This is a genomic window from Paenibacillus sp. MT124 (assembly GCF_058792755.1).
Genome location: NZ_CM179500.1, coordinates 2879232 through 2899509 on the forward strand (window position 1 = coordinate 2879232; position 20278 = coordinate 2899509).

17 protein-coding genes are annotated in these 20278 nt (G+C 46.6%); 15 read left to right on the forward strand and 2 right to left on the reverse strand.

What is annotated here, in order from left to right; all coding sequences use genetic code 11:
* Positions 1-33: 33 nt before the first annotated feature.
* From AC3RCI_RS13240 to AC3RCI_RS13250, 3 genes are all read left to right on the forward strand, one after another.
* Positions 34-1734 (forward strand): NAD-dependent malic enzyme, encoded by a 1701-nt coding sequence (locus tag AC3RCI_RS13240; protein WP_492529412.1) that lies wholly within the window; start codon positions 34-36, stop codon positions 1732-1734.
* 181 nt (positions 1735-1915) lie between these two features.
* Positions 1916-2878: an AEC family transporter gene (locus AC3RCI_RS13245; RefSeq protein WP_193721676.1), complete on the forward strand. Its 963-nt coding sequence runs from the start codon at positions 1916-1918 to the stop codon at positions 2876-2878.
* A 111-nt stretch (positions 2879-2989) separates the two neighbouring features.
* Positions 2990-5254, forward strand: coding sequence for a hypothetical protein (locus AC3RCI_RS13250; protein WP_492529414.1), 2265 nt, complete (start codon positions 2990-2992; stop codon positions 5252-5254).
* Between the two features lie 103 nt (positions 5255-5357).
* Here the strand turns inward: AC3RCI_RS13250 and dapA are convergent, their stop codons facing one another.
* Positions 5358-6254 carry a 4-hydroxy-tetrahydrodipicolinate synthase gene (gene dapA / locus AC3RCI_RS13255; protein WP_492529416.1) on the reverse strand — a complete coding sequence of 299 codons (897 nt, stop codon included), beginning with the start codon at positions 6252-6254 and terminating at the stop codon, positions 5358-5360.
* Positions 6255-6376: 122 nt separating this feature from the next.
* On the opposite strand from dapA, the gene AC3RCI_RS13260 reads away from it, so the two are divergent.
* From AC3RCI_RS13260 to AC3RCI_RS13295, 8 genes are all read left to right on the forward strand, one after another.
* Complete coding sequence (locus tag AC3RCI_RS13260; RefSeq protein WP_336779912.1) at positions 6377-7264, forward strand: LysR family transcriptional regulator; 888 nt, start codon at positions 6377-6379, stop codon at positions 7262-7264.
* Positions 7265-7540: 276 nt separating this feature from the next.
* Positions 7541-8818, forward strand: a complete 1278-nt coding sequence (locus AC3RCI_RS13265; RefSeq protein WP_492529418.1) for a BNR-4 repeat-containing protein — start codon at positions 7541-7543, stop codon at positions 8816-8818.
* A 275-nt stretch (positions 8819-9093) separates the two neighbouring features.
* The gene (locus AC3RCI_RS13270) at positions 9094-10248 is read left to right on the forward strand and encodes a glycosyltransferase family 2 protein (RefSeq protein WP_336779914.1); all 1155 of its coding nucleotides are present in this window, start codon (positions 9094-9096) and stop codon (positions 10246-10248) included.
* A 33-nt stretch (positions 10249-10281) separates the two neighbouring features.
* Positions 10282-11562, forward strand: coding sequence for an aminotransferase class III-fold pyridoxal phosphate-dependent enzyme (locus AC3RCI_RS13275; RefSeq protein ID WP_336779915.1), 1281 nt, complete (start codon positions 10282-10284; stop codon positions 11560-11562).
* Positions 11563-11621: 59 nt separating this feature from the next.
* Positions 11622-12653 (forward strand): zinc-dependent alcohol dehydrogenase, encoded by a 1032-nt coding sequence (locus AC3RCI_RS13280; protein WP_127535922.1) that lies wholly within the window; start codon positions 11622-11624, stop codon positions 12651-12653.
* Between the two features lie 80 nt (positions 12654-12733).
* The gene (locus tag AC3RCI_RS13285) at positions 12734-13978 is read left to right on the forward strand and encodes an MFS transporter (protein WP_492473774.1); all 1245 of its coding nucleotides are present in this window, start codon (positions 12734-12736) and stop codon (positions 13976-13978) included.
* A gap of 65 nt (positions 13979-14043) precedes the next feature.
* The gene (locus AC3RCI_RS13290; protein WP_492473773.1) at positions 14044-14637 is read left to right on the forward strand and encodes a DUF1349 domain-containing protein; all 594 of its coding nucleotides are present in this window, start codon (positions 14044-14046) and stop codon (positions 14635-14637) included.
* Between the two features lie 39 nt (positions 14638-14676).
* Positions 14677-15318, forward strand: coding sequence for an HAD family hydrolase (locus AC3RCI_RS13295; RefSeq protein ID WP_127535919.1), 642 nt, complete (start codon positions 14677-14679; stop codon positions 15316-15318).
* Here AC3RCI_RS13295 and AC3RCI_RS13300 read toward each other — a convergent pair.
* The gene (locus AC3RCI_RS13300) at positions 15315-16130 is read right to left on the reverse strand and encodes an AraC family transcriptional regulator (RefSeq protein ID WP_336779920.1); all 816 of its coding nucleotides are present in this window, start codon (positions 16128-16130) and stop codon (positions 15315-15317) included. The genes AC3RCI_RS13295 and AC3RCI_RS13300 overlap by 4 nt on opposite strands.
* 243 nt (positions 16131-16373) lie before the next feature.
* Here AC3RCI_RS13300 and AC3RCI_RS13305 point away from each other — a divergent pair, with 243 nt between their 5' ends.
* The 4 genes from AC3RCI_RS13305 to AC3RCI_RS13320 all read left to right on the forward strand — a co-directional run bounded on the left by AC3RCI_RS13305 (position 16374) and on the right by AC3RCI_RS13320 (position 20213).
* Positions 16374-17501: an NAD(P)/FAD-dependent oxidoreductase gene (locus AC3RCI_RS13305; RefSeq protein ID WP_492529420.1), complete on the forward strand. Its 1128-nt coding sequence runs from the start codon at positions 16374-16376 to the stop codon at positions 17499-17501.
* Positions 17502-17523: 22 nt separating this feature from the next.
* Positions 17524-17820 carry a hypothetical protein gene (locus AC3RCI_RS13310; protein WP_492529422.1) on the forward strand — a complete coding sequence of 99 codons (297 nt, stop codon included), beginning with the start codon at positions 17524-17526 and terminating at the stop codon, positions 17818-17820.
* Positions 17821-17834: 14 nt separating this feature from the next.
* The gene (locus tag AC3RCI_RS13315) at positions 17835-18728 is read left to right on the forward strand and encodes a TetR/AcrR family transcriptional regulator (RefSeq protein WP_492473768.1); all 894 of its coding nucleotides are present in this window, start codon (positions 17835-17837) and stop codon (positions 18726-18728) included.
* A gap of 252 nt (positions 18729-18980) precedes the next feature.
* Positions 18981-20213: a cytochrome P450 gene (locus tag AC3RCI_RS13320; protein WP_492529424.1), complete on the forward strand. Its 1233-nt coding sequence runs from the start codon at positions 18981-18983 to the stop codon at positions 20211-20213.
* The last annotated feature ends 65 nt before the right edge of the window (positions 20214-20278 follow it).

Below are 20278 nucleotides of genomic sequence, written 5' to 3' on the forward strand. Positions count from 1 at the left end.
CTAAAGAGACATCATGAAAGAAGGCTATTCGTAATGAACACATTTTTTGTTGATCCGAGCGGGAATCTGAAAACACAATTAAGAGGTAAAGAAGTTCTATCCAATCCAATTCTGAACAAGGGTATTGCCTTTACCGAAGAAGAGAGAAAAGAACTGAACCTGAACGGCATCTTGCCGCCGATGGTTTTAAATATTGAAGAACAGGTGAGCCGGGTTTATCAGCAGCTGCAAAATGAGTCTGATAACTTGCGTAAAAGCATCATGCTAAATGACTTGTTTAACCGAAACATTGTTTTATTTTATCGATTATTGAAAGAACACCTAAGTGAAATGCTGCCAATTGTATATACACCTACGGTCGGGCAAGCAATTCAGGAATATAGCCATCAATACCACAGACCTGGTGGTGTCTACCTCTCCATTAACGATATGGACGGCCTGGAGGAGGCATTCCGGAACAGTGGTCTGCAAGCTGGAGATGTGGATCTCATTGTGGTAACCGACTCGGAAAGCATTCTCGGTATCGGAGACTGGGGTGTGGGCGGCATTAACATTGCCATCGGTAAACTGGCGGTGTACACCGCTGCCGTAGGGGTTGATCCTAGCCGAGTACTTCCTGTGGTACTTGATGTTGGAACGAACAATCCTACTTTGTTGAATGATCCATTATATGTAGGGAATCGTCATGAACGTATCCGCGGTGAGAAGTATGATCAGTTTATTGAAGCTTTTGTGAAGGAAACGACCAAATGGTTCCCCGACGTTCTGCTTCACTGGGAAGACATGGGCAGCGTAAATGCCAGAAACATCATCCATAAATATGGAGAAGAGCTGCTCACCTTCAATGATGATATCCAAGGAACGGGTGCTGTCACACTGGCTGCTGTAATGTCAGGCGTTGAGGTTACAGGTGTACCACTTCGTGAGCATCGCGTACTGGTATTTGGCCCAGGGGCTGCCGGGATTGGTAATGCGGATCAGATCAGAGATGCCATGATGGAAGAAGGACTTACGCAGGAGGAAGCGGAAAACCGGTTCTGGGCATTCGACTATCGCGGTATTTTGACGGACGAGATCGAAGGATTGTTTGAGTACCAAAAGCCATATGTACGCAAAGCGGACGAGATCCAAGACTGGAATCGGGATGAAAAGGGACAGGTTAATCTGCTTGAAGCTGTTACTCGTATTAAACCGACCATTCTCATTGGTACATCAGGCGTTACAGGTGCTTTCAACGAACAGGTTGTGAAGGAAATGGCCAAGCATGTGGAACGTCCTATCATCATGCCGATGTCCAATCCTACATCCCTTGCGGAAGCAGCTCCAAAAAGCCTGATTGAATGGACGGATGGCAAAGCATTGATCGCAACAGGAAGCCCGTTTGAACCTGTAATGTATAATGACATTCAGTTTGAAATCGGTCAATCCAACAATGCGTTTGTTTTCCCTGGTCTGGGACTGGGAGCGATTGTAGCCAAAGCTTCGAAATTTACGAAGAATATGTTTACCGCAGCGGCAATCGCGGTAGCAGGTGCAGTAGATTCTTCTGAACCAGGAGCTCCACTCCTGCCAAGGGTGAAAGAATTGCAGGATGTTTCTTACAAAGTGGCGGTGGCTGTAGCGAAAGCAGCAATCGAAGACGGTGTCGCCCGCCGTCAACTCGAAAACGTGGAAGAGGCGATTAAGGATGCCATGTGGCACCCTGTATATAGACCGATCCTTGCAGCAGTTTGATAACTGTGAACGCGCAATAATTTGAATATGACAATACGTCACACCGAGAGAATACCTGTCCATGCGTACAGGTATTCCTTGGCTGTGTCCAAAATTGAAAATAACATATCACATGATCAAAATTTTTGTCATTTGTTGAAGTGTTGCAAATGCTCAGATCATAAATGGAGGTTTGACCAACATGTCAGTAAGTGACATTTTTATTATATTAATTCCTATATTTTTCGTAATTTTACTCGGTTTTTTTGGAGGCTATTTCAAAGTATTTAACTCCGCATCCTCCAAAGGCCTGAATACACTGGTGACCAAGTTTGCGCTGCCGGCGCATTTGTTCATTGGTATCACGACGACGAAAAAAGAGACCCTGATTGACAAGTGGCCATTCTTCATGACCATATTCCTCGGGATTATCGGCTTCTATGTTGTGCTGCTGCTGGTGATGCGTTTCATTTTTAAAGTCAATCTTAGCCAGTCATCGATCTTTTCATTGAATGCTACACAACCTTCGTTTGCATTTATGGGGATTCCGGTGCTGGGTAACCTGTTCGGTGCCGCTGAAGTCACTATTCCAATTGCAATTACGGGGATCGTAGTTAATGCGCTGCTTGATCCAATCGCGACCATTGTCAGTTCTGTGGGGAAGAAAACGGAAGAGGGCAAGCAGAGTGGTCATGGCGAAAGCTTGTTTAAACTTACAGTCCATTCCATCATCCATGGTCTGAAAGAACCGCTTGCCTGCATTCCGCTTCTGGGTGTGATCCTGACACTTGTTGGCTTCCAGTCACCTCAGCTGCTGCAAAGCTCCTTTGATCAGATCGGTAGCATTACATCCGGTGCAGCCCTGTTTGCAATCGGGGTAACGGTGGGCATTAACCGGATCAAATTCAGCCTGAATGCCATTAGCATTTCGCTGTTGAAGGTGATTGCCCTGCCATTGTTTACGTACATGTTTGCATTATTGATGGGACTATCATCAACCGACATGACTATGGTCATCCTGCTGGTATCCTTCCCAGGTTCAGCCGTAGCTGCGATGATTGCATCCAGGTTCGATACACTTGAGGTGGAGACAGCGTCATCCTTTGTCATGAGCTCCGTGCTGTCATTGATCTCACTGCCAATCCTCATTTCCATATTGGTTTAATTCAGAAGAAGCCGCGATATTCGCGGCTTTTTTTCGTTTCTGAACTTAAAAAAGTTGCGTATACGATGAAAATTATGAATAATGTTTAGATGTGCGAAAGGGGGGAGTTTTTTGAAAAAGAAGAAGAATAGAATTCCGTTTATACTTCTCGTAATATTTGTTCCTGCGATGATCCTGACGGTACAGATCTGGAATGATTATCGAGGCGGGGTTATGCGAGTCCAAGATCAATACTCCAATCTGACAGGCATGTATTATCTTGATGGCGGGAACAAAATTGCAGCTTTAACGGATGAAAGGGACGGCATGTATTCGAGGCTCCACATGTATGAGGCTAACACAGGAAACCTGATCAAAGAACAAATGATCCGTGCCAATTCTCAAGGTCCATTAGCAGCAGCTACATATCAGAATAACGGTGTGATCATCCCAACATTAGATAGCAGTCAGAGCTTACAGCTGACTCACGTACGGGATACGGGAGAAGTGACAGAATTAGCCCGAAGTACAATGCAGCTCGATACTCCTTGGGCAGGTGTACACGCATGGCGTGGCAGGCTCATTGTGAATGGAGAAACATCAGGTTCAACGACATACCTTGCAGAGGTCAGGGACGCAGAAGTAAAAAAAGTGATTCTTAATAGTCCAGATGTACTTCCATCGGATCCGGAAAATATCTCTGACTTAGACAGGAGCTTCAAAAACGAGCTGCCTGTTCCTTTATTTGAAGTGGTACTTGAACATGGCCAAAGGGCCCATGTAAGTGGAATTCTTCAACAGGATGGCCTTCCGGCCGTGAAGATCCAGCCTGAGGATGTAGGTATTACCCTCGCACAGGAACAGGCTTCCAATGCGTTTGCCAAATCATTTGGCATTGATAACACCCGGTTGGTTCGCGCCGAGGATTCCAATCCCAAACAAGTCCGTTTCTATAACGCCAAAACGAATGAGTGGGGATCTGTCGTTGGTACTCCCAAACCGGTATACCAAGCCAGTGTATTCTTATTGAATGACCAGGAGGTTTTCATTGTTGGATCTTCCATGATGGATGAGAAACAAGGTGAAGTTCGCGGTTATATCTATAATGAAAAGAAAAAGTCTTTCATGGATGCAGGAGCATTGGTTGGGCAATTAACATATCAGGATCTGGAGAACACGGACGTTCAATTTTACAAAGCTCTTGAAGATGATACGCTCTATTATTCCGCCGGTGAACAGGTGGCAGGCGCCATGAACGTGGAGACAGGACTAGTCCATATGCAGACGAAGGACCAGATGCTCGAATGGATCAAAACAGCGAATGAAGGACAGTTATCCTTCCGTGGTTTCCTAGGTCATATCGGTGAAGGTGGGGTTCTTGTCCTCAACTGGGCAGTTTGGCTCGCCATTCCGCTGTTAGTAATCATCGTGCCACAGTTCGTCCTGCCACTAATATTTAAAAGGCGAACGCAGCTGATTAACGAGGGTGAACTGTTGAATGGTACGATCATGGAGATGGCAGAGACAGGCACCTACGTCAACAATCAGCCGCTGGTTCGCTTCAAAATTCGTTTCGAGTTGGAAGGCGAACAGAAGGAGGTTGAACTCAAAAAGGTTATCTCTCTCCTGAATGCTAATCGTATCGGCGATCAGGTAGTTATCAGCTATAATCGGGAAAAGGACAAGGCCATGTTGATATCCGATGAGGATTTACAGCGCCAGATGCCATCAACCATACATCATGCTGTTCTTGAACGTATTGATCATTATGGATTCCTCAATCGCGGCAAGGTCCTCCTGCTCCATTTTACAGCGGATGAAGAAGAATACGAGGTGCCGGTTGTGCAGCCTCCGGGCTTCAGCTACCGTGTAGGAACCGAGGCAACGTTGATTCTGGTTGGAGGCCAGGCTCGCCTTCAAAGTTATGGTGTGGGTACTTCGGAACTTGCCGATCAATTGGCGCTGGAGGCAGAAGTTGTCCGACTGGAGAAGAACCAGACGGAGTTCCTGGATCGGGAGCTGCTCGTCATGGATTTGATGATAACAAGCGGTGAGGACAGTATACGCAAAACAAACAGCCTGTTCGTACCATCGGGTACTGTTGTTCAGAACGGAACGCGGATTCCAATGCATATGAAACGTGAAGATTATGAGCGTGATTTTCGTTTAGCCAAAGGCAAACAGGGTGCAGCCACGATTCGCACCGTCATGTATGAAGGTATAACAGCCGGCGAGCGCCCCTTGGCGCAGATTACTGTGGACCGAGGTGGACAGATCTATGAAATTTATCAGTCGATCGATCCTGTATTCGGTGTAGAGATCGGCGACGAGCTCTGGATCAGTTATGATGAACAGACTGGTGAAGCTCTTATCCTAAATTATTCATCAAATGGATAGCATCTCTCAGCTAACGCTTGTGTTTAGAATTGTATAGAGCATATTCAAAAAGCCGCAGATCTGCGGCTTTTTGAATGTCTATTTACTGTAGTTATTGATGTGTCTAGATTACTGCGTTACTGCTCACCATGTATTGATCCATCTTCGCTTTTAATTGCTCAGATGCCGGCATCAGCGGCAGGCGCAGTTGATCGGAAGTAATGATTCCTTGATTGACAAGCAGCCATTTGATCATGGCAGGGGCGGGCTCTGCAAAGAGATGGTCAATAAAAGGAGCGACTCGAGTAAACAGCTCACGCGAGCCCTCTTTGTCCCCATTTTTAAAGCGATCGTACACCTCAATGAATTGCTCCGTGTTAATATTGGCAGATGCCAGCATGCCACCAGCAGCACCTTCACTTAACATATCGTAAAAGAATGCATCATCTCCGCACAGGATTGGTTTGGATCCGCTTCGTACCAGCTCCGACATTAATTCCACACCATTGGTACTGTCCTTAAGGCCAATAACCCCGTCTAAGTTCATTATTCTTTTCATCGTATCCACCGAGACACGGACACCCGTGCGTGCAGGGATTTCATATACGATAACGGGTACTCCCACTTCGGCAGTCACACGAAAATGCTCATAAATGCCTTCCTCTGTCGGTCTGTTGTAGTAGGGAGTGACAACAAGAACGGCATCCGCACCGAGTTCACCAGCCATTTGTGTACGCTTGACCGTTGATGCTGTATCGTTGGTTCCGGTCCCAACGACGATGGGTATTGTTTTATTTATGCTTTGCAAGGTTTCCTTCGTGACTTGAACGAGCTGTTTCACTTCATCCCATGAAACCGTAGGTGACTCTCCAGTAGTGCCGTTAATAACTAAACCGTGAATTCCGCTATTCGCCATATGTGTGATGTAGTTCCGAAAGGAAGGGATATCGAGCTGATTATCCTTCGTAAAAGGGGTGATTACCGGTACATAAATACCTTGAATCTGTTGTTCGGTTAGCATAATATGGCCTCCATTTATGTTGAAATGACATTAAATTCACTTTACCATGGGAATTGGCATCATAGTTAACTATAATAGATGATGGGTGTTATCGATTATTTTGATAAGGAAGGTACAGGAACATGGATTTAAATTATTTTCAAACCTTTCGTGAAGTGGCCGTGCGGCAAAGTTTCACCAAGGCGGCAGAAGAGCTTGGCTACGCACAATCGAGTGTAACGACACAGATTCAAAAGCTGGAAAAAATCTATCAGGTCAAATTATTCGAACGTTACAATAACAATAAAATCCGACTTACTTCAGCAGGGGAAGAATTGTTCAAGCTCTCCGGACAACTCCTGGAGATATATGAACATTCGCAGGAAAAGCTGACCAAACAGGGCGGAGGTTCGCTTACCATCGCAACGATGGATTCGCTGGCTTCCTATTTTCTTCCTGCCCCGATTCAGACGACGCGCAAGCAGTATCCTGAACTGGGTATTCGGCTGCAGACCGATCGGGAAGACATGATTTTGCAGAAAGTAAAAGAGGGAGAAGCCGATGTAGGACTTATTCTCGCGAATGCTTCATCCGAATCAGGCTTGCAGTGGATCACCATCCGGGAAGAGCCGCTGGTGCTCATCGTTAACACAGATCATCCCCTTGCGAAGAAGCAGAAAATTGAACTGAGCGATCTGGCTGACGAAGAATGGATTATGCCCGAGGATACCTGCAACTATAGACAACTCCTGGAGAGAGTACTCAGGGCGAACGGTATTCCTTACAAAGTAGGTCTGGAACTCGGAAGCCCTGAGGCGATTAAACGAAGCATTATGGCAGGATCGGGTATCTCGCTTTTGCCTCAAATGATCGCCCTCGATGAGATCCGGCGGGAGGAACTCACCGTATTGCCACTGGAGCATGGCGAATTCAGACTCGAAATCCAGTTAGTCATTCACACCCGAAAATGGGTATCTCATGCATTGCGCCAATTTGTCACAAACCTCGGAGCCAAGGAGACTGAATGGTAACCCATTCGGTCTTTTTGGTGATGGAATATTTCGAAAACGTTTAGCAAAACAGCAATAGTTGAAATGTTCTATTCCAGCATATCTTAAGGTTTAAATATCAAGATTTTGTTCTATCAAAAACATGATTTTGTATATGACGTACAACGGAAAACTCATGTTACCATGATGATGGCGCTAACAAGCACCCAGTAAACTGTAAGCGCTTTAATTATTCCCGGCCGGGGATCCTTTCTCTACGAATTCGTGTTACACCAATCATGAAGGAGGCGAATGATCTTGGGAAAAAGCAGGTTCTGGAAGATAGGCGCCGCTGCAGCATTGCTCATATCTGTACTGCCAACGAGTACCGGTATGGCCGCAGCAGCACTCACGGAGGTACCTTATGCCATGGATTCTAGCAATCAGGCGGGATGGTGGACGCCGCTTGAGACCTATGGCACGGGAAATGAGTATGCTTACTTGGCTTACAACGGACCGGGAGGCTCAGAGAACACACATACGGTAAATATCGCAAGACGGGATGGATCGGGAGCGTGGTCCAACATTCCGGTGATGAATGGCAGTACCGTTGCCCAGTACAGCGATGACATTGGGCACAACCAACCTTCCATAGCCCGCGACGGCAGCGGTCGATTTCATGTCTTTGCCTCCATGCACAACGATAGCTGGCGTTACTTCAGGTCGGATACCGTAGGAGGCGCCCCGCAAAACCATTCTTCCGATATGCCTGCCTTCTCTACGTTTAAGGGGACATATCCCGTGTTGACAACGGCACCAAATGGTGATGTCTATCTTTTGATTCGATCAAGCGATGACACGACTGGATATCGTCCTGGAATTTTGTATCGCTGGAACAATGCCCAGTCCAGCTGGAGCCAAGTGGCGATCGTCGGTGCGAATGCGGGTCGTTCATTCTATCCCAATGATCTGGTTTTCGATGCGCATGGCGACTTACACATCCTGTTTGAATGGTCTACTTTTGTTTCGAGCGCACTCCGTCATGATTTGTCTTACGTGAAATACAGACCTTCAACTGGTACCTTCTATAAAGCAGATGGCAGTGTCATAGCTTCACCGGTTTCGCTTAGTAATGTGGATATCGTCCAGCCGTTTGCACCAACTGAGGCCTATGTCAAGGATGGTGGCGATCCAGGCGGTCCAGGGATCCAGAGCGCGAAGCTGGCTGTAGACTCAGCAGGCAATCCGAAGATTGTCTACCGGTACCGTGAGGAAGGAAGCACGAACTTCTCCGTGAAATATGCTTCTTATGATGCAGGTGGATGGACGCAGCAGACCGTATATAATGCCACGGCAACAAGAGCGGGAATTGATATTACGTGGACGGGGTCGAATGTTCGGGTCTATTATACAAAATATAGCGGCACCGACCGTGCATATATGGCGGTTCCTGACGGCAATGGCGGATGGACTCAAACGTCGATTGCTCCAGGCAAGCCGATTGAGAGGCTCAGTGTTGAGCGTAATGCCAATGGTGTCGACATTCTGTACCTGGTGGATATCACCAATCGCAAGCTGTATTACGGCAGAAACTAATCTGCTTATACACATCTGAAAAGTACCTCTGGAGATCAACCGCACAGGCAGTGCGGAATCACTCCAGAGGTGTTTTTATGTTTGTTCATATTCAAATATTAATAGAGTTCAGAATTTGAGATTTCATAATTACAATAAATGATATAAATTTCTAGTAGACCCAAACATTTACCAAATTAAGACAGCAAATTCGGAACAAGGAGGCTGGTATCCGGACATATTTTCCAGAGTTAACAGCTTGATCGCTTTCCATCACATTCAATAGGAGGGATCCCATGCTTTACACAATTATTGTGCCAGTTAACCAGGACTATAACATTCTGAACCTGTTCACCGATTCACTGCTTCGGACGGTTAGCCCGTCCACACAGATTATCTTCATCAACGATGGTTCCGGCTCGGCAGTCTTTCAGCATCTGGAGAAGCTGAAGCAGGAAGTTCGTGAAGGGGTAACGATTGAAATTCTGCAGCATGATTTTCCACTCGGTTGCGCGGTATCCATTAATAGTGCACTGCGGCGAGCTGAGGGAGATTATATTTTCTTCCTGGATTCCGATACGATTTTACAGCCGGATTGGCAGTCCATGATGAGAGAGACGCTGGATAGCGATATTACCATCGGCATGATTGGCGGTGTGCTGCTGTATCCGCAAACCGGGGGCGTGCAGCACTGTGGTATTGCTTTTGCAGACACCATCGGCAGGCACCTTTTCCTGAATGCATCCCCTGAAGATATTCCGAAAGAGACATTCTCGGTGCAGCTGGTTGTATTCGCCATGTTCGGCATGAAGCGGGAAGTCTACGAGACGATCGGTACCCTGGATGAGAAATTCTTCAATGGATATGAAGATTTTGATTACCAGATGCGTGCACGTGCAGCCGGATATGATACGGTCATTAACCCGAACATTCGCGCTTATCACTGGGAGCGCAGCAGCGGCATTCATCGGAATTTCAACCGGAAAAATAATTTGGCCCGCTTCTGGAAAAAGTGGGGGAGTGAGATCGAGGCCGATGTTTGGCCGTTTGTGTTCAGTCACTTGAAAGAACAGCTGGGTAACCAACCCGAGCACCAACATCTGCCGATCGTCGGCATTGATCTCGCTGAAGTACGTAGTGATGCCGATACGTTCTGGACCAAGCTTGAGGAAGCTGAGATTGCACCTATTACAGAGGTACGTGATTATTCCAACCGCTTCAATTCAAACGGGGCCATTTGGCTGCCGCAGGTACTGGGCAAGGAACTGATTCATAGTGAGAACCGGTTGCTGTTTTTGGTAGACAATTTCGCCCGTTTGCTGGAAAACCGGTACTGGATCGAGATGAGACATGCGCACCGGGCCAAGGATCTGATTATCGATTTGTATGGCAATGTCATTACGATGGATCGAATCTATGATGGCTGCTGGCCTGGAACCAAGGTTCGTTAACCATTAAACCTAGTATACAGGGAGGGACTATAGGTGAAATCAAAAGAGAGCACGCTGGACCGTGCCGTAAGGTTTACCCGGAATCTGGAGTGGCTTGCGCACGTAGAAAAGGTTATTCCGAGCGGATGCAGTACACTTGCCAAAGCGCCTGAACGGTTGTTTCCAGGCTACACGCCCGTGTGTTGTGCGGAAGCACGGAATTCCCGCTTTATCGATATTGATGGGAATGAATGGCTGGATTGCGAGATGGCCATGGGTACCGCTCCTTGGGGGCATGCGCGGCATGAAGTTCAATTAACCGTCATTCATCAGTTGAAAAAAGGGACAAGCTATTCCATTCCGGCTGACATTGAACTGGAATGTGCTGACTTGATCCTCCAGCGGTTTGGAGGGCGATACCCTTCACTGCGGTTCACGAAGAGCGGTGCGGATGCTGTCAGTGGAGCCGTACGTCTGGCTAGGGCAGGAAGCGGCAAAAGCAAAGTGATTGCAACAGCCTATCACGGGTGGCATGACTGGTCAGCCTATGGTTATTATGGTCGGGAAACGAAAGAGCGCGGTATACCAGTAGATATTGAACGTACAACGATCTGGGTGGACAAGCCTTCACCAGAGCGAATTGAAGCTCAGATCACAGCGTCACCCGAAGACATCGCATGCATTGTGCTCTGTCCCAATGAATGGAAGCGTGAACAGCTGGAGCAAGTCGTTTCCCTTTGCCGATCATTGGATATCATTGTGATTTTTGATGAAGTCACTTCGGGCATTCGTATGGGCAAGCAGGCCACAGCAGGAGAGTATGACATCTGGCCGGATCTGCTCTGTATCTCCAAAGGAATGGCGAACGGACTGCCCCTCGCTGCCGTGATGGGACCCGAGCATTTGATGTCTTTGGCAGGACAAGTCAGATTCAGCAATGCGCATTCCAGTGAGACCACTGCACTTGCAGCAGCCATCGCATGTGAACGATTGATGCAAGCTGCAAAGGTATGGCCAAGCTGGAGGGATGCCACCATCCGAATCATGGATCTGATCGAGGCAGAACTTGTGCTTCTTGGGCTGACGGACCAATTGGCCTTGAAGGGTACCTATGCAAGCTTCTACATTCACTCGATTACGGAGGATAACTTCCAATCGGATCCCTTCCGTGAGTTTATCGTAAAGAAAATGGCACACTTCGGCATTTTCACTAAAGGATACTTTATTTTCTCGGATGCCCATACTCGGGAAGAATTGCTATGGGTGGAAGAAGCACTCTTGCAGACCCTTTCGGACTGGAAAGAGCTGCGTAAACAGGAGCATCTTGCTCGATAACGTGTTCGAAAACGTTTATAACTTCATCCCTACAGGGAATCGACTAGGAGGAATCATCCATGAAAGCACTCGTATATCAAGATCATAAACAGGTAGCGTTACTTGATGTTGAACAACCAAGCATCCAGAAACCGAACCAGGTTAAAGTCAAAATTTATGGTTCAGGCATCTGCGGCACGGATCTGAACATTGTCAAAGGCAAAGTCCCGGCAAACAAGGGAACGATTATCGGCCATGAAGGCGTGGGTACGGTTGTGGAGGTGGGCCCTGAAGTCCGTGGATTTAAGGTAGGGGACCGCGTTCTGATTGATCCCACTCAATCCTGTGGAACCTGCTCCTACTGCCGCGAAGGATTGTTCATCTATTGCGAAAACTTCGATGACTATCAGGTAGGCATGACCACGCACGGTACATTTGCGGAATATTACGTGGGAGATGAGAAATATATCTACCCAATTCCGGATTCTATGAGCTGGGAGACAGCGATGATGATTGAGCCGCTTGGTTGTGTGCTGCAAACGTTTATGAAAGCAGGGGTTAAGCCAAGTGATTCGGTGCTCGTTCTGGGTTCAGGCGCCATTGGTTCCCTGTGTCAGCTCGTAAGCAAACGATTGGCACGGCTCACCGTTGGCACCGAAGTAGATCCGTACCGCAAAGAGTTTGCTTCAGGCATTGCTGATCATGTGTTCTATCCTCAGGAACTGACTCTCGATAATGTATATAAAATCAATAACAACAAAAAGTTCGACATCGTAGTCGATGCGGTAGGGAATCAGCTTCATGTTGGATTTGAGATGATTGCCAAAGGGGGAAGAATCATTCCCATGGGCTATGACGACAGCTATAAGGTGACATTCAAATCAACGGATGTTATTAATGATGGAATCAGCATTATTGGCGCCGTAGCCGTACATTCGATGATTAGTACGGCATTGAAATTCGCGCAAAGCATTCCGGAACTGGAGCGCATGGTGACAGCCAAGGAGCTGCTGTCTGATTACGAGGAGGCATTCAACGGTACAGTGGGGTATCATCTGCGTACTGGTGAACCCCTGCCGATGAATTCGGTCAAAACAGCTCTCATTTTATAGGAGTATAGAAGTCTCGGGATTGCCGCTGCGATGCATAACCATCCGCAGCGGCAAGGTCCGCAGAAAGAGGGGGATATGGAGTGAAGCTGCTTCAGGATTTGCCGAGAAACCCGCGGTATTCCATTTTACTTGAACCGGTATGGGCCATCCCGGGCACGATTGTCCTGTTTTATGCTCCTTTATATATGAAGGAAGCCGGACTTTCGGACATCGAAATCGGTTTGATCAATTCGGTGAATCTATATTTTGCCTTTATATTTCAATTGTTTGCCGGTTCAATTACGAACAAGCTGGGCCGGAAACGGACGACGCTGATCTTTGATCTGGTTGCGTGGAGTATTCCGATGTTCATCTGGGCGTTTTCTCATAATTTCTGGCTGTTTCTAATTGCTTATCTTCTGAATGCCACTTCAAAATTCGTGACGGTATCCTTCAACTGTCTGATCATTGAGGATGTCGAGGAACATAAGCGATCCAGAGTGTTCGGCATTCTAAACATGATTATCACGGCAGCGGGGGTATTAACGCCGATTGCCGGCGTAGTTATTGCCGATTTTGGTATTGTGCCAACGCTGGCCAGCATCTATTTCGTCGGAGGAATTCTGATGACCGCGATGTTCTTCATTCGCAACCGGTATACCGATGAAACCGAGGTTGGAAAAGAGCTGATGGGCATGCATAGTCAAACGAGGGTGCTGCACAGTCTTGCTTCAAGTTTGCGACTGTTCGGCAGATCGTTTTATAAACGAAGACTTTTTCCGATCATATTGATTACTGTGCTTTCCAATCTGATTCTGCAGCTGAATTTTTTTCAAGTCATCTTCTTTAAGGAACAGCTCAAGTTTGATGATCGTGTGATTTCGTTTATCCCGGTAGTGACGGCATTAACAGTCATGCTGCTGTATCTGGTCATCATTCCACGCCTGAAACAACGATCAGAGGAGAAGTATGTAGGGTTTTCCATCATATTAAGTACAATCGGAGCCGTGCTGTTTCTGTTGATACCTGTTGGAAACATAGCGATGCTGTTCCTGACCCTGATTGTGCTTGCAGCTGGTAATTTTATTTTGCAGACGTATCGGGATTCCCTGCTCATGAACAGACTGGGCACACATGAAAAAGCCGATATGTTCTCTGCCGTACAGACGGTTATGACACTGACTGCCATTCCATCTGGTTACCTGACAGGGCTGCTATATCATCATCATCCCGTACTTTTGTTCAGCGTCATTCTTGTACTGTACGTTATCCTGATGGTCATTATGTTATTCCTGCCTGATCCACAGAAACATACCCAAGTGATCGAAACTTACAAAAATATGTAGGAGAAGGGGTTTTCTGTATATCGGAAGAATATGTAATACAGAAAACAAACTTGGGAGGTTACGAGATGTCTAACGTATTCACAACAGAAAAGCGAAGCCAAATGAACTGGATGAATGAACCTGAAAACTGGTCTTTCACAGAAGAGGGGGTACTTATTGTGGAGGCTCAGGCAGATACAGACTTTTTCCAAGACCCTGCGGGCATTAACGTCCGTGCATCCGCACCATTTCTGGCGATACCAGTTCCGGATGATTTTGAACTTACCACTCAATTAACCGTGAACATGAAACATCAGTATGACTCCGGATGTCTGATGATCATGGCAGATGAACGCAACTGGTGCAAGCTTTGTTTTGAGTATGATGGAAAAGCGGCTACCATTGTGTCGGTGGTTACCCGGGACGGTTCTTCTGATGACTGCAATTCGGTTGAAGTTCCCGTATCTGATCCATATCTGCGCATTCGCAAGGTGGAGGGCTGCATTTCATTTTTTTATTCACCTGATGGGGAAGAGTGGAAACTAATTCGCTACTTCGGCATGCCGCTTCAGGGGGAGATTCAGGCTGGCGTGGTTGCACAGTCACCAACGGGAACAGGTTGTACCTGCCGCTTTTTGTCGTTGGAAGTTACAAGCCCTGACTTGACTGCACGCTTCTAAGCCATTTCCCCTGCCGATTAATGGAGGGAGAAGAGGTTAATGATAAAAGCCTTTATATTGGATTTTGACGGACTGATCCTGGACACGGAGACGCCCTGGTATTATGCCTTCCGGGATATTTACCAGGAGCATGGAATTGAACTGGGACTGGATCTCTGGTCCAAAAATGTGGGAACGGATTTCGAAGAGTTTCATCCGTTTCTGTACTTGGAACAGGCACTGCAAAAATCGATTGATCATGATCAAATCAAGCTGTTATCGGAACAAAAATATACATCCTACCTGGGACAGGCAACCATCCTGCCAGGAGTGCACGAATTACTTCAGTCAGCCCGAGAGAAAGGGATTCAGCTTGCCGTTGCTTCGAGCTCCACACGCGATTGGGTGCATGGTTATCTGCACAAGCTGGGTATATTCGAACAATTTGCCGTCATTCACACGGCTGAGGATGTCAAGCGGGTCAAGCCAGATCCGGAATTATATCTTCTGGCTCTGCACAGTCTGGGAATTGAGGCTTCCGAAGCGGTTGTTTTCGAAGATTCGCCTAATGGGCTAAAAGCAGCCAAGGCTGCGGGGATTCGCTGCGTCATTGTGCCGAACGAGGTAACCCGCGATCTGGAGTTCCAGCTGCATGATCTGCGGTTATCCTCGCTGGCTGAGATCGATGTGGACATTCTCTAACCCAGGTACTGTTTGCGTAACTCAATTGGAGAGATTCCTTCGTATTTCTTGAATACGGAACCAAAGTAACTGGCACTGTTGAAACCGACTGCTTTGGCAATATCATGAGCGGTAATGGCATCATTCTGGATGAGCATTTCCTTGGCTTTCAGCAGACGATAACGTGTCAGGTACTCAAGCGGAGTCATTTGAAATTCCTTCTTGAATATCCGGTTTAAGTGCTGTTCGGTGACGTTCATCTGCTGGGCCAGCATGGAAAGCGAGATATCCTCATGATAATTCTGTTTGATAAAAGTAACGAGTCCGCCAAGCTTTAGGCGTGCATCGGAGCGTTCATAAGCACCATAACGATCTCCTTCGATCGTCAATCTGACCAGAAGCATGTAGAGCAATGCGGATACGTGCCAGATCTGATCCTTGTGCCGGGACTGCAGCGCCAGCGTTATTTCATGCAGCAGGATATGAAGCATTCCATCCGGCTTGAAGGCGCGCAGCTCCCCGATCTGCAAGGTATGCAGAAAGCGGGGCAACAAATAGCCATTAAACGTAAGACAATCAAACAATAATGAATCACTCAGATTGTGATAACGATAGGCAACTTCAGGGAACATAATAAGAGCGGTTCCTTCACGGATCAGGAATTCATGATTTTTGGCTGCGATTCGCCCGGTTCCTCCGATGCATTGTACAATGGTGTAATCCCGTGAATGGTCGCTCCAATGCTTGAATTCATCAGCATTCATCTGGATCTGCCCTGTAATCATTAGTGGCATATCGGCATCCAGCGGATTCTCCATGCTAGGTTTCGGCATCGTTGTGTAATTCCTCTTTTCGTTAAAGGATCTTGTGAATTAATGGCGTGGATACAGCATTAAAAGAAACCTAACTTGAATTATATTACATAATTAACATTATTTTAAACGACACGATTGAAACATGGCATCATAGAGCGAAAACCTTTTAGTTTGCCGTACTGAAATGGGCAACTCTTGCTAATCGGATGCGAAACAGTATACGCTATAATGGAAGCAGTGATAGAGGAAAGGGATGCAAGCATGAAGAAAGTCATCGTAGTAGGATCAGGAATACTGGGGGCTTCGACAGCCTATCAGTTAGCAAAAAGGGGTGCGGAAGTCATCCTCGTGGATCGTGGTGATATCGGACAAGCTACGGATGCTGCCGCAGGTATCATCTGCCCGTGGTTGTCGCAACGGCGTAATCAGGATTGGTACCAGCTTGCCAAGGCCGGTGCACGCTTTTATCCCGGACTTATTGAAGAACTGCAGAGCGAGGGAGAAACGGAAACCGGGTATGCCCGAGTGGGGGCATTGAGTATTCATTCGGATATCGAAAAGATCGGCAAGATGGAGGAGCGTGCCCATCTTCGAAGAGCAGATGCACCGGAAGTTGGGGACATTACAAGGCTTAACGAAGAGGAAACGCATGCACGATTTCCATTGTTGGATCAACAATATCATTCGGTATACATTAGCGGCGCAGCGCGCATAGATGGTCGTGCCCTGCGAGATGCCCTAATTCGATCCGCGCAGCGGAATGGAGCCGTTCTCGTTCATGGGGATGCTGCTCTTCTATTTGATTCTGGTCGGGTAACAGGAGTGTCAGTGGATACAGAGCGTTTCCTGGCAGATGAAGTAATTGTATGTGCTGGTGCATGGGCCAATTCGATCATGAAGCCTCTGGGTATTCACTTTAAGGTTCATTACCAAAAAGCACAAATTATGCATTTGCAGGTATCCGATCAGGAAGAGACAGGAAGCTGGCCAGTGGTTATGCCACCTTCTGATCAATATCTTTTGGCTTTTGGCGAGCACAAAATCGTGATCGGGGCCACACATGAAAATGAAATTGAAGGCTACGATACCAGAATCACGCCGGGCGGTATGCAGGAAATCTTGAATAAAGGGTTGGAACTCGCACCTGGTTTGTCGAACAGCACGTTTCAGGAGGTCAGAGTTGGTTTCCGGCCGTTTACGCCAGGTTTTCTTCCGGTAATGGGGTATGTTCCTGGATGGGAGGGATTGATCACAGCCAACGGACTTGGTGCTTCAGGCTTAACGATGGGTCCTTTTATCGGCAGCCAGTTAGCGAAGCTGGCTCTGAATCAGGAGCTGGATATTGATATTCAGCCATATGATCTTGCTAAAGCGATGGATGCATTCTAAAAAGGAAAAGTGGAGGTGAACCATGACCTATTCACAGCGATTAACCCAAGCTAGCTCGTCCGATATATCCTATCTGGAGTATCAGATTGGTGCAGAGGAGGATGAATTGAAACAAGCCGAAAGGCAGCAGATCAAATACGAATCTGAAGTGAATCAGCTGAGGACATCCCTAGAGGATGATTCAAGTTCAATCTCATCACTGGACACCGACATGGAGCTAAAACTGCTGAATAAAATAGCCGAAGTGAAGAGTCGTATGGAAGCAATCCGTACACGGCTAATTCAATTGCAGGATGATATGGAGAAGTTGGCAGATTGAGAGGTCCTTACCTAATGAATAAACGGAAACAACTGCTATTGGACACGGCACTTATGCTTTTTGAGAAAAATGGCGTGTCTAATACAACCATCCAAATGATCCTTGATCATTCAGGTGTATCGAAAGGCACATTTTATAAATTTTTCAATTCCAAGGATGATTGTGTTCTTGCGATCCTTGAACAGCGTATCCAGGAAGATATGATGATTCGTCAGGAACTCGAGGCACAAAATCATAACTCTGACTTTGACTTGCTGGTAGAACAGATCGTGGTGCCGATGATATCCCCGGATAAACAGCGAGTGGTTGAGTTGTTCTGGACAGGATTTTATTCAGGGGAATTTGATGTCGAAAATCTCACACGAATCCAGTTGAACTGGCTTGCTGGACGACTTGTGCAGTTATTTGGTGAAGAGGTAAGGCCGTACGCCTGCGAAGGGGCCATTTTTTGTTTCGGCATGGTTCACCAGATCTCGAATACCTGGAGAAACTTCCATCTGAATCAGCCTCACTGGAAAGCACTCGTGCCCAAGCTCCTAAACTATACCGAGGTTCTGCTGAAAGACATGGTGGACAAGCAGGAGCATATGATTGATGCAGCGAGTCTGGCTGTTATCGATCCTGAATTCAAGCAGACTGTACCGGATAAGCAGCATCTGCTTGCTGAGCTGGAGAAGTTCAACCGATCTATTCAGAAATCGCACGTATCCATCCAGGCCAAGGAATTAACCCAAGGACTATGGTCCCTGTTTCGGGAAGAGACGCTTAATTTTTCAATGCTGAGGATTACATTAACAGCCTTTCAAGCTGCTTTTGATTCCGAATCTGAACAGGTGCAATCAAGAACGATTGCTCAATCATGCTGGTGGTTTATTGAAATGAACGGAATGATCAAGACTGCAAAATAGCTGGTAAACAACATATCAAACTACTTAATATACGAATCGTATAATTTAAACCCTCTTAATATAGAGGGTTTTTAATTTAGTTCAAATGGTTTATATCATAAAATAGACGAATTGTATAAAATTTAACTAGGTGCTGAACTGTCAATTCATGTACCGAAGAAGGAGGAGTGGCCTTTACGATAATTCCAAGGCAAGAACCTTTACTCTACTACTAGCATTCAATCAAAAAATATTCCAGGAGGTGGCATCAGCATGTACAAAGAAGTGATTCGAGTTGAGGATATCACCGGATTTCAGTCCAGATCCGAGGAGTTTTTTCCCATCCAATGGTATCAAAAAATGTTGTCCGAAAGCCCAGTGCACTACCATGAGGATACCGATACCTGGAATGTATTTAGGTATGATGATGTTAAACAGGTTCTAAGCAATCATGAATATTTCTCCGCTGAGGGAACCCGAACAACCATAGCTGTTGGGGCGAAGAACAAGGAAGGCACGCCTCCGGACAAATTAAACATTTCAAGCATTGACCCGCCAAGACATCAAAAAAGCCGCTCATTGTTATCCGCAGCCTTTACACCCCGCAGTCTCAAAAACTGGGAACCCCGAATTCGCAATATTGCGAAGCAGCTGGTGGAAGACCTAGAGTTTAATAAGACGATTGATATCGTTGAAAAGCTTGCTGCTCCACTTCCTGCCATGGTTATGGCGGATTTGCTCGGGATCCCACTCTCGGACAGCCACCGGTTCAAAAGCTGGGTAGATATTCTCTTTCAACCTACCACACAAGAAAACGCACAAGAAAGTGAAATAAAGAAACAGGCTGCTGCTCAGGAATACTATCAATTTCTGTATCCTCTGGTAGTGAAGAAGCGGGAGAATCCCGGTGAAGATATTATTACCGATTTGTTGAATGTGGCCGTTGAGGGAGAGAAATTCACGGATGATGAAGTCGTCCGCACAACGATGCTCCTTCTTGGTGCTGGTATAGAAACGACAAGCCATATGGTTTCAAGCACATTTTATTCTTTCTTGTACGACGAGGGGAATCTATACAGCCAGTTAAGACAGAACCCGGAACTGGTTCCGCTTGCTGTGGAAGAAATGCTACGATACCGATTCCATAATGCGAAAAGACATCGAACCGTCAAGAAGGACAACCAGCTGCTTGGTGTGGATCTGAAAAAAGGGGATGTCGTCATCTCCTGGATGAGCGCGGCGAATATGGACGAGCGTATGTTCGAAAACCCGTTTGAAATTGACATTCACCGTCGCAACAATAAAAAACATCTCACTTTTGGCAATGGCCCACACTTTTGTCTCGGGGCACCGCTGGCAAGGATGGAGCTCACTCTTGTATTAACTGCTTTTGTAGAGAGAGTTGATCGTTTAGAAGCTGTGGACACGTTTGAGCTTGAACGAAATCTGTCCACTTCTGCTCCAGGACAGTCCTTGACGCATTTACCGCTGAAGATGTTCAAATAAGGTTAGGCTAACGTTAATTCAAGTAAAAAGCGACAGACAGGACATAAAGTTCGTCCTGATCTGCC

Excerpts from the sequence above, each read along its gene's own strand:
- AC3RCI_RS13245 (WP_193721676.1), top strand. The coding sequence starts at position 1,916 with ATGTCAGTAAGTGACATTTTTATTATATTAATTCCTATATTTTTCGTA.
- AC3RCI_RS13315 (WP_492473768.1), top strand. The coding sequence starts at position 17,835 with ATGAATAAACGGAAACAACTGCTATTGGACACGGCACTTATGCTTTTT.
- AC3RCI_RS13240 (WP_492529412.1), top strand. The coding sequence starts at position 34 with ATGAACACATTTTTTGTTGATCCGAGCGGGAATCTGAAAACACAATTA.
- AC3RCI_RS13320 (WP_492529424.1), top strand. The coding sequence starts at position 18,981 with ATGTACAAAGAAGTGATTCGAGTTGAGGATATCACCGGATTTCAGTCC.
- AC3RCI_RS13300 (WP_336779920.1), bottom strand. The coding sequence starts at position 16,130 with ATGCCGAAACCTAGCATGGAGAATCCGCTGGATGCCGATATGCCACTA.
- dapA (WP_492529416.1), bottom strand. The coding sequence starts at position 6,254 with ATGCTAACCGAACAACAGATTCAAGGTATTTATGTACCGGTAATCACC.
- AC3RCI_RS13280 (WP_127535922.1), top strand. The coding sequence starts at position 11,622 with ATGAAAGCACTCGTATATCAAGATCATAAACAGGTAGCGTTACTTGAT.
- AC3RCI_RS13310 (WP_492529422.1), top strand. The coding sequence starts at position 17,524 with ATGACCTATTCACAGCGATTAACCCAAGCTAGCTCGTCCGATATATCC.
- AC3RCI_RS13295 (WP_127535919.1), top strand. The coding sequence starts at position 14,677 with ATGATAAAAGCCTTTATATTGGATTTTGACGGACTGATCCTGGACACG.
- AC3RCI_RS13305 (WP_492529420.1), top strand. The coding sequence starts at position 16,374 with ATGAAGAAAGTCATCGTAGTAGGATCAGGAATACTGGGGGCTTCGACA.
- AC3RCI_RS13270 (WP_336779914.1), top strand. The coding sequence starts at position 9,094 with ATGCTTTACACAATTATTGTGCCAGTTAACCAGGACTATAACATTCTG.
- AC3RCI_RS13260 (WP_336779912.1), top strand. The coding sequence starts at position 6,377 with ATGGATTTAAATTATTTTCAAACCTTTCGTGAAGTGGCCGTGCGGCAA.
- AC3RCI_RS13290 (WP_492473773.1), top strand. The coding sequence starts at position 14,044 with ATGTCTAACGTATTCACAACAGAAAAGCGAAGCCAAATGAACTGGATG.